This is a genomic window from Bradyrhizobium sp. LTSP885 (assembly GCF_000938305.1).
GTDB lineage: Bacteria > Pseudomonadota > Alphaproteobacteria > Rhizobiales > Xanthobacteraceae > Bradyrhizobium.
On record NZ_JYMT01000015.1, the window covers coordinates 43,111 to 55,987 of the forward strand.

Below are 12,877 nucleotides of genomic sequence, written 5' to 3' on the forward strand. Positions count from 1 at the left end.
CGCTTGTTGTTATTTTTGACACTTCGGGCACCAGAATGTCGAGCGGCCGTTCTGGACGAAACGCCTGACGATGCCGCCGCAACCGGCGGTCCGGCACGTCTCGCCTTCGCGATCGTAGACCTGGAACGAGTGCTGGAAATAACCGAGCTCGCCATTGGTCAGGCGATGATCGCTGATCGAGGAGCCGCCGGCCTTGATCGCCTGGTTCAGCACGGAGTGGATGGCACTGACCACCCGCTTGGAATGATCCGTCGGCTCAGCCTTCTTGGTCGCAAGCGTCGCGGCCAATCGCCGCGGCGACAGATGCGAGCGAAACAGCACCTCGCAGACATAGATGTTGCCAAGTCCCGCCACCACGCGCTGGTCGAGCAACGCGGCCTTCAGGCTGGTCTTCTTGTTGTGGCAGGACCGCGCCAGCATCGCCGCATCGAATTCGTTGCCGAGCGGTTCGGGACCCAGCCCCTTCAGCAGCGGCTCATCCTCGATCGCGTTGCGGGCGATGATCTTCATGTAGCCAAAGCGACGCGGATCGTTGAAGACGACAGCCGCGCCCGACGACATATGGAACACGACATGATCGTGCGCGCGATCCTCGCTGCGCGGATGATGGAATTGGCCCGGCGTCGCGTTGACCTCCTCCTTCAGGACGCGGAACGAGCCCGACATGCCCAGATGCATCAGCAGCACATCGCCCGAGGCGAGGTCCGCCATCAGATATTTGGCGCGGCGGCCGAGCCCGGTGACGGTCTGGCCCTCGAGCCGGGCGATAAAGTCTTTTTGAAAGGGAAACCGCAAATCCTTGCGGCGGGCTTCGGCCTTGACAATTTTCGCCCCTTCCATAGCCGGCTGCAGGCCGCGGCGGACGGTCTCGACTTCGGGTAATTCCGGCATGGCAGGCATTCACCTTTTGGAAGTGACGTGATAGCGCCATTGCGGCGGGCGCGCTATGGTCCGGCTGGAGCGTTTTCGAGCGAAGCCTGTCCCGCACTTGATGCGGGATGGGTACCGGTTCGCGTGAAGAAAACGCGACAAAAAAAGAGTATGAGTTGATGGATCGGCCGGATCAAACCACCCATTTCGGCTTCAGGGACGTTCCCCTGGGCGAAAAGCAGACGCTGGTGAACGAGGTGTTTCACAGCGTGGCGTCCCGCTACGATCTGATGAACGATCTGATGTCGGCGGGCCTGCACCGGGTCTGGAAGGACATCATGATCACGTCGCTCGATCCGCCGAAGAGCGACAAGCCGTTCGCGCTGCTCGACGTCGCCGGCGGCACCGGTGATATCGCGTTCCGTGCTGCCAAGGCCGCCGGCGCAGGTTTTCGCGCCACCGTCTGCGACATCAATGGCGACATGCTCGCGGTCGGCCGCGAGCGCGCCGCCAAGCAGCATCTTGATGACCGGGTATCGTTCGTTGAAGGCAATGCGGAGGCGCTGAGCTTCGCCGACCGCTCGTTCGACGCCTACACGATTGCGTTTGGCATCCGCAACGTGCCGCAGATCGACCTCGCACTTCGCGAGGCCTATCGCGCGCTCAAGCCCGGCAGCCGATTCCTGTGCCTGGAATTCTCCACCGTCGACGTCCCCGGCCTCGACCGGATCTACGATTTGTTTTCATTCAAGGTGATCCCGCCGCTCGGCCGTGCCATCACCGGTGATGCCGAGTCCTATCAATATCTCGTCGAATCGATCCGCAAATTCCCGCGGCCGAACGCCTTCGCCGAGATGATCGGCGCCGCGGGCTTCTCGCGCGTGAAGTGGCAGAGCCTCTCCGGCGGCATCGTGGCGCTGCATTCAGGCTGGCGTTTGTGATCTCTGCACTGACCCACATTGCGCGCCTCGCTCGCGCCGGTTTCGTGTTTGCGCGCGAAGGCGTGTTCGGCGTGGTCGACCCATCACTGGTGCCGCCGCCCGGGCAACTCGCCCTGAGGCTGGCACGGCTGATCGAGCGGCCCGGCGCCAAATCCGGCCCACGACTGTCACGCGCGCTGACGCGGCTTGGCCCCGCCTACCTCAAGCTCGGGCAATTCCTCGCGACCCGTCCCGACGTGGTCGGCGTGATGATGGCCCGCGATCTCGAAGCCCTGCAGGACCGGCTGCCGCCGTTCTCGCAGGAAGAGGCCGAGGCTGTGATCGCGCAATCGCTGGAACGGCCCGTGGCGCAGGCTTTTGTCAGCCTCGGCCCCCCGGTGGCCGCGGCCTCGATCGCACAGGTGCATCACGCCGAGGTCGAGCGCAACGGCGAGCGGTACCAGGTCGCGGTCAAGGTGCTCCGGCCCAATGTCGCGTCGCGCTTCCGCCGAGACCTCGGCGATTTCTTTTTTGTCGCGAATAATGCGGAGGCCCATTCCGCCGACGCGCGCCGCCTGCGGCTGATCGAGGTCATCAACACGATGTCGCGGTCGGTCGCGATGGAGATGGATCTGCGGCTCGAGGCGGCCGCACTCTCCGAGATGGCTGAGAACACGCGCGACGATCCGGATTTCCGCGTGCCTTCGGTGGACTGGGACCGCACCGCTCACAACGTGCTGACGATGGAGTGGATCGACGGCATCGCGCTGAACGACCATGCGCGGCTTGCGCAAGCGCAGGTCGACCTGCCGGATCTCGGCCGCAAGGTGATCCAGAGTTTTCTGCGCCATGCGCTGCGCGACGGCTTCTTCCACGCCGACATGCATCCCGGCAATCTGTTCCTCGACGATGCCGGCCGCCTCGTCGCGGTGGATTTCGGCATCATGGGGCGGCTCGGGCTGAAGGAACGGCGCTTCCTCGCCGAGATCCTGCTCGGCTTCATCACCCGCGACTACCGCCGCGTCGCCGAGGTGCATTTCGAGGCCGGCTATGTGCCGGCCCACCATTCGGTGGAGAATTTCGCGCAAGCGATCCGCGCCATCGGCGAGCCGATCCACAACCGCACCGCCGAAGAAATCTCGATGGCGAAGCTGCTGACGCTTCTGCTCGAGGTCACCGGCCTGTTCGACATGCAGACTCGGCCCGAGCTGATCCTGCTGCAGAAGACCATGGTGGTGGTCGAGGGCGTGGCACGCGGCTTCGACCCGAAGTTCGACATCTGGAAGGTCGCCGATCCCGTGGTGCGCGAATGGATCGCAAACAATCTCGGCCCGCTCGGTCGCATCCAGGGCGCGATGTCGGGCGCCGGCGAACTCGGCCGCGTCATAGCCAGCCTGCCGACGATCGCCAGCCGCGCCGTGACGGTGCTCGAGCAGTTGGAGACCATGACCCGGGAGGGTCACATGATGTCACCGGAGACGATCGAGGCCATGGCCCGCGCCGAGGGCCGCAAGGCCCGGTGGCAGACCGTTGGCCTTTGGATCATTGCCCTCGCCCTGATCGGAATCCTGTTCACCATCCGGCGGATCTGATTGCAAAGATAGCATGATATGCTAGCATTGCTAGCATATCCGCCTGTGAGGGTGCGGCCGATGGCCAATCTGACAATCCGAAAACTCGACGACGCCATCCGCGACGAATTGCGGCTGCGGGCCGCCCGGAATGGCCGCTCGGTCGAGGACGAGGTGCGGGTGATCCTGCGCGAGGCAGCGGGCGAGCCCCCGCCTGCAGCCGCTCCCAGCGCCGCGGCGCGCCCGCAGCCCACCAGCGACGCCGCGGGCGGCGAACGGCGCGTCACCCTGATCATCGGCGGCGGGATCGCCGCCTACAAGGCGCTGGACCTGATCCGGCGGCTGAAGGATCGCCGCATCCACGTCCGCTGCGTGCTGACCAAAGCGGCCCAGCAATTCGTCACGCCGCTCGCCGCCAGCGCGCTGTCGCATGAGCGCGTCTATACCGACCTGTTCGATGCCGAGAGCGAGTTCGACGCCGGCCACATCCGGCTGGCGCGGGAATGCGACCTGATCGTGGTGGCGCCGGCGACCGCCGATTTGATGGCCAAGATGGCGCAGGGCCATGCCGACGATCTCGCCAGCGCCATCCTGCTCGCGGCCAACAGGCCGATCCTGCTGGCGCCGGCAATGAATCCGCTGATGTGGAACAATCCGGCCACCCGCCGCAACATGCTGCAGCTCCGCCGCGACGGCGTCCACACCGTCGGCCCCAATGCCGGCGAGATGGCCGAGGCCGGCGAGGCCGGTGTCGGCCGGATGGCAGAGCCGGCCGAGATCGCCGCCGCCGCCGACCACATGCTGCGGCCGCCGCAGCCGCGCCCGCTCGTCGGCAAGCGCGTGCTGATCACCGCCGGCCCAACCCATGAGGCGATCGATCCCGTCCGCTACATCGCCAACCGCTCCTCCGGCAAACAGGGTTTTGCGATTGCCGCTGCCGCGCAGGCAGCTGGCGCCGAGGTCGTGCTGGTGTCCGGCCCGGTCGAACTGCGCGACCCGGCTGGCGTGGCGGTGATGCGTGTGGAGTCCGCGCGCGACATGCTGCACCGGGTCGAAGCGGCGTTGCCGGTCGATATCGCGATCTTTGCCGCTGCTGTCGCCGATTGGCGGGTCGCGAGTGAGGGCGAGCAGAAGCTGAAGAAGACCGCCGCCGGCATGCCGCCGCTGCAGCTCGTCGAGAACCCCGACATCCTCGCGACGATCTCGAAGCTGACGGACAAGCGGCCGCCGCTGGTGATCGGCTTTGCCGCCGAGACCGAGCATCTGATCGACAATGCCAAGGCAAAGTTCGCCCGCAAGGGCTGCGACTGGATCGTCGCCAACGATGTCTCGGCCACGTCAGGGGTGATGGGCGGAGACCGCAATACCGTTCATCTGCTGTCGCGCGACGGCAATGACGTCAATGTCGACTCCTGGCCGGTTATGACCAAGGAAGAGGTCGCCGCCGAACTGGTGTCGCGTATCGCCAAATCGATTGAGAAGACCGTGGGGACGACATCGTGAATGCCATGATCAAGGTTGAGATCCACCAGCTGCCGCACGGCGCAGATCTCTTGCTGCCGGCCTATCAGACCGCCGACGCCGCCGGGCTCGACCTGCTGGCGGCGGTGCCGCAGACGGCGCCGGTCATGCTGTTGCCGGGACGATACGAGATGATTCCAACCGGGCTGACGATCGCGCTGCCGCCCGGCTTCGAGGCGCAGGTACGGCCGCGCTCCGGCCTCGCCGCCAAGCACGGCATCACCGTGCTGAACTCGCCCGGCACGATCGACGCCGACTATCGCGGCGAGATCAACGTGCTCCTGATCAATCACGGCCAGCAGGCGTTCCAGATCCGGCGCGGCGAGCGCATCGCGCAGATGGTGATCGCCGCCGTCACCCGGGCGGAGCTGGTTCCGGTCGATGTGCTGTCGGCGACCGAGCGCGGCAGCGGCGGCTTCGGCTCGACCGGGCGGTAGCTAGAGCATGATCCGGAAAAGTGGCCGCCGGTTTTCCGAAAAGATCATGCTCCAATAAGATTCCCGCGCAAATACGGAGTCAGTTCGCGTAAAATTCGCGGGATCCGTCGCTGGCGCGTGCATTTTTTCACAGCGGATATAGCGTTCACGGTCTGGACTCTTACTCGCCGACTCCCCTTGGGACTATTCTGGCTTGATTCGAGCACGACGGGGGGTCTTCGTCGGGCTTTCTGGTCCTGCTTGGGCATGACGCCCCGCGCAAACGCTACGCGTCTGTCGCGAGGGGAGACCGGTCTCCACTTTTCCGGATCATGCTTGGGAGTTGTGCGTTCTGGGGCAAACTATGACGGGCGTAGCCGCGGCCATGCGTCGAACCCTGCTGTCATGCACCTCACTGGCGCGCGACGGCATGCTGGGGCTCGCCATCAGCGCATTGCTGCCTGCGCGCGCGGCGTTCGCCGCCGAGACGCCGTTCGCCCAGGCGATTTCGGATCATTTCGGCTTCAATCATCAGGAGGTCGCGGTTCTCGCGACGTCGCTTGCGCTGGTCGGCTTTTCCGTCGTCGCTGCGATCCTGTTGATGCGTACCCGCGTCCGAGCGACCCGGAACGAGGAACGGCTGCGCTCAGACATCGTCGACCTGCAGGCGCAGTCGGACCGGCTGCGTGCATTGCTGTTCGCCGAGCCGCAGGTGCTGATCTCCTGGGCCGCGGGCGACAACCGCCCGCAGATCAGTGGCGACATCTCGCTCGTGATGTCGCAGGAGGGGTCTCCGCAGCGCATCCTCGCCTTCGGAACCTGGCTGCCGCCGGAGCCGGCGCTTCAAATCGATCACGCGGTCGATGCGCTGCGCGACAAGGGCGAAGCGTTCCTGCTCAACCTGTCGACCTCGGCCGGCCGCGCCGTCGAGGCGATGGGCCGCGCGATCGGCGGCCAGGCGATTGTCCGGATCCGCGAACTCGGCGGCCTCAGGCGGGAGCTCGCCGAATCGAACCTTCGCTACAAGACACTGCAGGAAGAGAGCGAACTGCTGCGCGACTTCGCCGCTGCCGCACCCTGGCCGATCTGGGGCAAGAGCGCGGAAGGCAATCTGCGCTACGCCAACGCGGCCTATGTTCACGCCACCGAGGGCAAGAGCGTCGCGGATGCGATCCAACGCAATCTGGAGCTGCTCGAAACCGATCAGCGCACCGAACTGAGCCGGGCGCTCAACGACAATGCGAGCTATGCCGCGCGCCTGCCGATCGTCGTCAGCGGCGAGCGGCGGATTTACGACATCCAGGCGCTCCGGCTCGGCAGCGGCAGCGCCGGCATCGCGATCGACGCCAGCGAGGCGGCAGCGCTGCGCGCAGCGATGACGCGGATGGTCGAAGCGCACCGGCGCACCCTCGACCAATTGTCGTCCGGCGTTGCCGTGTTCGACGCCGACCGGCGGCTCGCCTTCTACAATGAGTCCTACCGGCGGCTGTGGGGCCTCGATCAGGCTTTCCTCGACGGCAATCCTGATGATTCCAGCATCCTCGACCGGCTGCGCGCCAACCGCAAACTGCCGGAACAGCCGGATTTCCGCGCCTGGAAGGCCAAGCTGCATGAGGCCTATCGCGCGGTCGAATCCGAAACCTATACCTGGTTCCTGCCCGACGGCCGCGCGGTCAGCGTCGTCACCACGCCGAACCTCGAGGGCGGCATCACCTATCTGTTCGACAACGTCACCGAGAGCCTCGACCTCGCGCGCCGCTTCGACGGCCTGACGCGGGTCCAGCGCGAAACCCTCGACAACCTCGCCGAGGCGGTCGCGGTGTTCGGCAGCAACGGCCGCGCCCAACTGTTCAATCCGGCGTTCGGCAAGATGTGGAAGCTGTCGTCCGACGCGCTGCACGGGGAGCCGCATATCGAGGCGGTGGAAGCGCTGTGCAAGCCGCTCTACGATGATGCGCTGACCTGGCGCGCCTTGCGCGAGTCGGTCACCTCGATCGAAAACCGCGCGCAGGTCGCACTCAAGCTGGAGCGCAAGGACGGCAGCGTGCTGGACTGCATGACCATCCCGCTGCCCGACGGCGCGACGCTGCTCACCTTCCAGGACATCACCGACACCGAGAATATCGAGCGCGCGCTGCGCGAGCGCAACGAGGCGCTGGAGGCGGCCGACCAGATGAAGGTGGACTTCGTCCACCACGTCTCCTACGAGCTGCGCGCGCCGCTTACCACCATCATCGGCTTCGCGCATTTCCTCAGCGATCCCTCGACCGGGCCGCTGACGCCGAAGCAGGCCGAGTATCTCGACTACGTCACCAAATCGACCAACGCGCTGCTGGCGCTGACCAACAACATCCTCGATCTCGCCACCATCGACGCCGGCGCGATGCGGCTCGAGCTCGGCCCGGTCAATATCGGCCAGACGATCGAGGCGGCGGCCGAAGGCATCCAGGACCGGCTTGCGACCGATCGCATCGCGCTCAAGGTCGATGTCGATTCCGATATCGGCGGCTTCGTCGGCGACGAACGCCGCGTGGTCCAGGTGCTCTATAATTTGCTCGCCAACGCCGTCGGCTTCTCGCCGCACGACTCGACCGTCACGATCAGCGCGCAGCGGACCGAGCACAGCGTCGTGTTCGCCGTCACGGATTCCGGGCCGGGCATCGCGCCGGAGATGAAGGACAAGGTCTTCAACTGGTTCGAGAGCCATCCCCATGGCTCGCGGCACCGCGGCGCAGGGCTCGGCCTGTCGCTGGTGCGCTCCTTTGTCGAACTGCATGGCGGCCAGGTGCGCGTCGATTCGACCGTCGGCAAGGGCACCACCGTGACCTGCGACTTTCCGACCGCGCATCGCAACGCTGCGGAATGATCGCGGCCTCGACATTCTCGGTCGCGCTCGCGAACGAAACCGCGACATCAGAGCTGATGGCCGACCTCGCGCTGCTGATCGGCGCCGGCGACGTCATCACGCTCTCGGGCGATCTCGGCGCCGGCAAGACCGCAGCTGCCCGCGCGCTGATCCGTTACCTCGCCGACGACGAGACGCTCGAGGTACCGAGTCCGACCTTCACGCTGGCGCAAAGCTATGAGCTGCCGTCATTTCCGCTTGTCCACGCCGACCTCTACCGCATCAACGATCCAAGCGAGCTGGAAGAGATCGGGCTGGCACCGCTGCCGGACGACATCGTGGCGCTGATCGAATGGCCGGAGCGCGCGCCTGACGCACTCCCCGAGGACCGCATCGACATCACTTTCAGCCATCGCCCGGCATTGGGATCGACCGCGCGCGCGGCCGAGATCACCGGCCACGGCAAAGCTGCCGCGACAATCACGCGTCTGAAGCTGTTGCGACAATTCCTCGACAAATCGGGCTATCTCGCTGCCAGACGCGAGCGGATGCCCGGCGATGCCTCGACGCGCTCCTATGCGCGGCTGCGCGACGACAATGGCAGCGTCATCCTGATGAACTCGCCGCGGCGACCGGATGGCCCCGCGATCTATCACGGACAGTCCTACAGCGCGGCGGTGCATCTCGCCGAGGATGTCAGGCCCTTCGTCGCGATCGGAAATGGCCTGCGCAAGCACGGCTTCTCCGCGCCCGCGATCCGGCACACGGATCTCGAAGCCGGGTTTCTCATCACCGAGGATTTCGGCAGCGCCGGCGTGATCGAAGGCGATCCGCCGCGGCCGATCGCCGCGCGCTATGAGGCGGCGACCGACATGCTGGCGGCACTGCATCGCGAGACTCTGCCCGAGACGCTGCCGCTGACGGCCGAGGTGAACTACGACATTCCGGTCTTCGATGTCGACGCCTGGCTGATCGAAATCGGGCTGATGATCGAATGGTACATGCCCGATCGTGGCGTCCAGCCGAGCGAACAACTCCGCGCCGAATTTGTCGCGATGTGGCGCGCATTGCTGGAAAAGCCCGCCGCCGCACCACGGACCTGGGTGATCCGCGATTTCCATTCGCCGAACATCATCTGGCTCACTGAGCGCACGGGGATCCTGCGCGTCGGCATCATCGACTTCCAGGATGCGTTGCTGGGGCCCGCGGCCTACGATGTCGTGTCGCTGCTGCAGGACGCGCGGATCGACGTGCCGGAACAGCTCGAACTGTCGCTCCTGACCCGCTACATCAAGGCGCGGCGCACGACCGACGAGAGCTTCGATCCGGCCAGCTTCGCCGAGCTCTACGCGATCATGTCGGCGCAGCGGAACACCCGTCTGCTCGGCACCTTCGCCCGGCTCAACTGGCGCGACGGCAAGCCGCAATATCTCAAACACCAGCCGCGGATCTGGACCTACCTCAACCGGTCCCTGGCCCACCCCGCGCTCGCCGCGGTCCGTGACTGGTATGCGGTCAACGTCCCTCCTCCGGTACCGTAGTTTACCGATTGTTAGCCAAGGGCCGCCTAATCTGACGCCGGCTGTGCTCCATTCAGGGGCCGCCGGTTTGGAGCAGGACCACACGATGGCGGCGGAACGACGCAGGGGCGAGCGCGTCACATTTGAGCGCGGGTTTGCGGCTCACATGATGGGCATCGACGGCACCTGGCGGCGCGACTGCACCATGGAAGACGTGTCCGAGACCGGCGCCAAGCTCACCGTCGAGGGCTCGGTCGTAGGCCTGCATTTGAAAGAATTTTTCCTGCTGCTGTCGTCCACAGGATTGGCCTATCGCCGCTGCGAGCTGGCATGGGTCAATGGCGATCAGATCGGCGTCAATTTCCTGAAACAAGGCGACAAGAAGAAGAAAGCGGCCAAACGCGGCGCGCAGGTCGACGTTTGAACCTCTATCGCCGTTGCCGTCTTAAGGCCGTCATGTCCGATGACTATGGCGTCTGATCGATATGCTTGCCGAATCGCCGTGATATGATCGGCGTAGAGAAATTATGACCGAGACTGTCCGGAAGATGTCCGTCACCCCCCACAAAGCCATGGTGCTTGCCGCGGGCCTCGGCGTGCGCATGCGCCCTCTGACCAACACGATGCCGAAGCCGCTGGTGAGCGTGGCGGGCCAGCCGCTGCTCGACCACGTGCTCGACAAGCTCGCCAGCGCCGGCGTCAGCGAAGCCGTCGTCAATGTGCATTACCTGCCCGACCAGATCATCGAGCACGTCAAGACCCGCAGCCGCCCGCGCGTGATCATCTCCGACGAGCGCGACCAGGTGCTCGGCACCGGCGGCGCGGTCGTCAAGGCGCTGCCGCTGCTTGGCGAGGCGCCATTCTACCATCTCAACGCCGATACGATGTGGATCGACGGCGTACGCTCCAATTTGGCGCGGCTCGCCGAAGCCTTCGACCCCGCACGGATGGACATCCTGCTGCTGATGGCGCCGACCACCTCAAGCATCGGTTATAGCGGCCGCGGCGACTACGCGATGCTGCCCGACGGCGCGCTGCGCAAGCGGCGGGAGCACCAGGTGGTGCCGTTCGTCTACGCCGGCGCCGCGATCATGTCGCCGGCGCTGTTTGCCGATGCCCCCGCCGGCGAGTTCTCGCTGACGAAAATGTTCGACCGTGCCAACGACCAGGAGCGGCTGTTCGGCCTGCGCCTCGACGGCGTCTGGATGCATGTCGGAACCCCCGACGCAATCCAGGCCGCGGAAGAAGCCTTCCTGGAAAGCGTCGCGTAAGCCGTCGACCGCCCCAGCATCAACGATCGTCGTCGATGGCGAGGACAGCGAAGCTCGCCAACCAATGTTCGCCCATATAGTCGCCAGCAATATGCGGCAGGCCGACGTCGAGATGGCGTCGTGCGGCATCCTGCAGGATCGGGCGGCGAGCATCGCTTTCCGGCAACGCTTCGGCCAAAGCACGCCAGCACCACGCGCGGCTGAGATTGAGCCCATCGAGATGCGCAATCTTGCCGTCGGTGCGGTCGGTGACGGTCGCCGGCCGGAACAGCGTTGCGGGTTCGTGCCGCGCAAGTCGCGGCAGGAAACGGTCGAACCAGGGCAGGAACGCATCCGGCGCCAGCAGGCGGCGCATGCACTCCGCTTCGATGAGCGCAGAGGACTGGAAGTCGTCTCCGCTGGGTTCGCCCCAGGCGGGACAATCCACATCTGCTCCATACCAGCGCAGAGCCGTTTCAGTTAAGAGGGCGCTGAACGCGCTGTCCTGCGTCGCGGCGGCATAATCGGCGGCCATGCGCAGCCCGAAAGCCGTGTTGAAATGCGTGCCGACACGCACCGGATAGGTAGCGAGCGGCAGGAAATCGCGAAAGCGCTGCGCGAAGATGCCGGCGAGCGGGGCTACTCGCTCGCGCCAACGCGTCTCGTCGAGCAAAGAAATTTCTGCCGCCAGCTTCAGCAGCCAACCCCAGCCATAGGGCCGCTTGAAGCCGCGCGCCGTCGGCGCCGCGAGGTAGGCGCATTCGGCGGCGATCTTCTCGGTGACGAACTGTTCGTCGAACAGCGCGCGGATCTCGTCTGCGGCGTCAGATCGCGGGTGGCGGCGCAGCAGCCGGGCGAGCAGCCAGTAGCTGTGGACGCAGGAATGCCAGTCATAGCTGCCGTAGAAAACAGGATGCAGGTCGCGCGGCGTGCGCGCATCCTGCGGCCCGGCCAGCGTATGGTCCGGCTTGTTGGGATATTCCCGTTGCACATGGCCGAGGGCGATGCGGGCAAAGCCGACGGCAAGGTCTTCGGTGAGGATCGTGGCGCTCATGCTGCAGAATGTTCCTTTCGCGTGCGCCGAACAATGATCTCGATCAGGCGCGGTGTCATGTAGATCGGAAACTGCGTGGCCGCGAAGAACAGCGCCGTCATCGGCGACACCGTCGTGCCCATGGCGGACCAGACCAGTCCGACATTGCGGTTGCCGAGCACGAGACCGGTGGTCAGCCGCTCGGCCAGGCTGCCCGGGGTGAGCAGGGCACCAAGCACTTGCAGGGCGAGATTGCAGGCGAAGGCAAGGCCGATACAAATGAGCGCGGCTGCGGGCTGCGCCTCGATCTGCGCGCGCACCCCCGCCATCGTGGCGATTGCGAAAACAAGCAGCGCGGCAAGCACGGCGGCGTCAATAATGCGCGAATGCTGCATCAATAGTGCGCCGGCATGGTGGCGCAGCAGCAGTGCCGCCGCGCCCGCACCGCCGACCAGCAGCGCAAGCCGCGCCGCTAGGGCGATCGGATCGAGCGTGAGGCCCGCGAACGATGCCGCGATCAAGGGCACGGTGATCGGCGCCAAAGCCATCGACAGCAGCGTGACAGCAAGCGGGACGGTCGCATCGAAGCCCAACATTTTTGCAACCGCGGCCGTGCCGCTCGAAGGTGGGGCGCTCACCGAAAGCACCAGCGCAACAATCAACTCTGCGCTACATCCGGCGCCTCGCGCTGCAAGGCCGACCAGCAGCGGACAAGCCAGCATGGCCAGTGCCGGCAACAGCAGCCAAACCGTCGGCCGATGCAACGCTTGGCGGAAAGCCCCGCCGTCGACCTGAAGAAAGGTGCCGAGAACTAGAACGAAGATCGCGGCCACCATCAGCGGGCGCACGGCTTCCGCCAGGGAGGGGAAGGCCAGCCCGGCCAGGACCCCGAGGATCAGCAATGTCGGCCCGCGAGGCATCCACCCCGCGA

The 12,877-nt window shown here is 65.7% G+C and carries 11 protein-coding genes; 8 read left to right on the plus strand and 3 right to left on the minus strand.

What is annotated here, in order from left to right:
* Positions 1-9: 9 nt before the first annotated feature.
* Entirely contained in the window at positions 10-891 is an 882-nt protein-coding gene (mutM, locus tag UP09_RS09530; RefSeq protein ID WP_044537885.1) for a bifunctional DNA-formamidopyrimidine glycosylase/DNA-(apurinic or apyrimidinic site) lyase, read from the minus strand.
* Positions 892-1,049: 158 nt separating this feature from the next.
* Here mutM and ubiE point away from each other — a divergent pair, with 158 nt between their 5' ends.
* From ubiE to UP09_RS09570, 8 genes are all read left to right on the plus strand, one after another.
* Positions 1,050-1,811: a bifunctional demethylmenaquinone methyltransferase/2-methoxy-6-polyprenyl-1,4-benzoquinol methylase UbiE gene (gene ubiE, locus UP09_RS09535; protein WP_044537886.1), complete on the plus strand. Its 762-nt coding sequence runs from the start codon at positions 1,050-1,052 to the stop codon at positions 1,809-1,811.
* Positions 1,808-3,382, plus strand: a complete 1,575-nt coding sequence (gene ubiB / locus UP09_RS09540) for a 2-polyprenylphenol 6-hydroxylase (RefSeq protein WP_044537887.1) — start codon at positions 1,808-1,810, stop codon at positions 3,380-3,382. The genes ubiE and ubiB overlap by 4 nt, the downstream gene beginning before the upstream one ends.
* A gap of 60 nt (positions 3,383-3,442) precedes the next feature.
* A complete protein-coding gene (coaBC, locus tag UP09_RS09545; protein ID WP_044537888.1) occupies positions 3,443-4,864 on the plus strand; it encodes a bifunctional phosphopantothenoylcysteine decarboxylase/phosphopantothenate--cysteine ligase CoaBC in 1,422 nt (473 codons plus the stop codon).
* A 5-nt stretch (positions 4,865-4,869) separates the two neighbouring features.
* A complete protein-coding gene (gene dut, locus UP09_RS09550) occupies positions 4,870-5,319 on the plus strand; it encodes a dUTP diphosphatase (RefSeq protein WP_502689039.1) in 450 nt (149 codons plus the stop codon).
* 343 nt (positions 5,320-5,662) lie between these two features.
* On the plus strand, positions 5,663-8,164 hold the full coding sequence (locus UP09_RS09555; protein ID WP_044537890.1) for a PAS domain-containing sensor histidine kinase: 2,502 nt from the start codon (positions 5,663-5,665) through the stop codon (positions 8,162-8,164).
* Complete coding sequence (gene tsaE, locus UP09_RS09560) at positions 8,161-9,684, plus strand: tRNA (adenosine(37)-N6)-threonylcarbamoyltransferase complex ATPase subunit type 1 TsaE (protein ID WP_044537891.1); 1,524 nt, start codon at positions 8,161-8,163, stop codon at positions 9,682-9,684. The genes UP09_RS09555 and tsaE overlap by 4 nt, the downstream gene beginning before the upstream one ends.
* Before the next feature lie 85 nt (positions 9,685-9,769).
* Positions 9,770-10,087, plus strand: a complete 318-nt coding sequence (locus tag UP09_RS09565; RefSeq protein WP_044538012.1) for a PilZ domain-containing protein — start codon at positions 9,770-9,772, stop codon at positions 10,085-10,087.
* Positions 10,088-10,211: 124 nt separating this feature from the next.
* The gene (locus UP09_RS09570) at positions 10,212-10,934 is read left to right on the plus strand and encodes a nucleotidyltransferase family protein (RefSeq protein ID WP_044538013.1); all 723 of its coding nucleotides are present in this window, start codon (positions 10,212-10,214) and stop codon (positions 10,932-10,934) included.
* A 19-nt stretch (positions 10,935-10,953) separates the two neighbouring features.
* Here UP09_RS09570 and UP09_RS09575 read toward each other — a convergent pair whose 3' ends face one another.
* Positions 10,954-11,967, minus strand: coding sequence for a DUF2891 domain-containing protein (locus UP09_RS09575; RefSeq protein ID WP_044537892.1), 1,014 nt, complete (start codon positions 11,965-11,967; stop codon positions 10,954-10,956).
* Positions 11,964-12,848, minus strand: coding sequence for a hypothetical protein (locus tag UP09_RS09580; RefSeq protein ID WP_245301854.1), 885 nt, complete (start codon positions 12,846-12,848; stop codon positions 11,964-11,966). The genes UP09_RS09575 and UP09_RS09580 overlap by 4 nt, the downstream gene beginning before the upstream one ends.
* Between the last annotated feature and the right edge of the window lie 29 nt (positions 12,849-12,877).

Coding starts and splice junctions, on each gene's coding strand:
- mutM (WP_044537885.1), bottom strand. CDS start 891: ATGCCGGAATTACCCGAAGTCGAGACCGTCCGCCGCGGCCTGCAGCCG.
- UP09_RS09555 (WP_044537890.1), top strand. CDS start 5,663: ATGACGGGCGTAGCCGCGGCCATGCGTCGAACCCTGCTGTCATGCACC.
- tsaE (WP_044537891.1), top strand. CDS start 8,161: ATGATCGCGGCCTCGACATTCTCGGTCGCGCTCGCGAACGAAACCGCG.
- UP09_RS09575 (WP_044537892.1), bottom strand. CDS start 11,967: ATGAGCGCCACGATCCTCACCGAAGACCTTGCCGTCGGCTTTGCCCGC.
- UP09_RS09565 (WP_044538012.1), top strand. CDS start 9,770: ATGGCGGCGGAACGACGCAGGGGCGAGCGCGTCACATTTGAGCGCGGG.
- coaBC (WP_044537888.1), top strand. CDS start 3,443: ATGGCCAATCTGACAATCCGAAAACTCGACGACGCCATCCGCGACGAA.
- UP09_RS09570 (WP_044538013.1), top strand. CDS start 10,212: ATGTCCGTCACCCCCCACAAAGCCATGGTGCTTGCCGCGGGCCTCGGC.
- ubiE (WP_044537886.1), top strand. CDS start 1,050: ATGGATCGGCCGGATCAAACCACCCATTTCGGCTTCAGGGACGTTCCC.
- dut (WP_502689039.1), top strand. CDS start 4,870: ATGATCAAGGTTGAGATCCACCAGCTGCCGCACGGCGCAGATCTCTTG.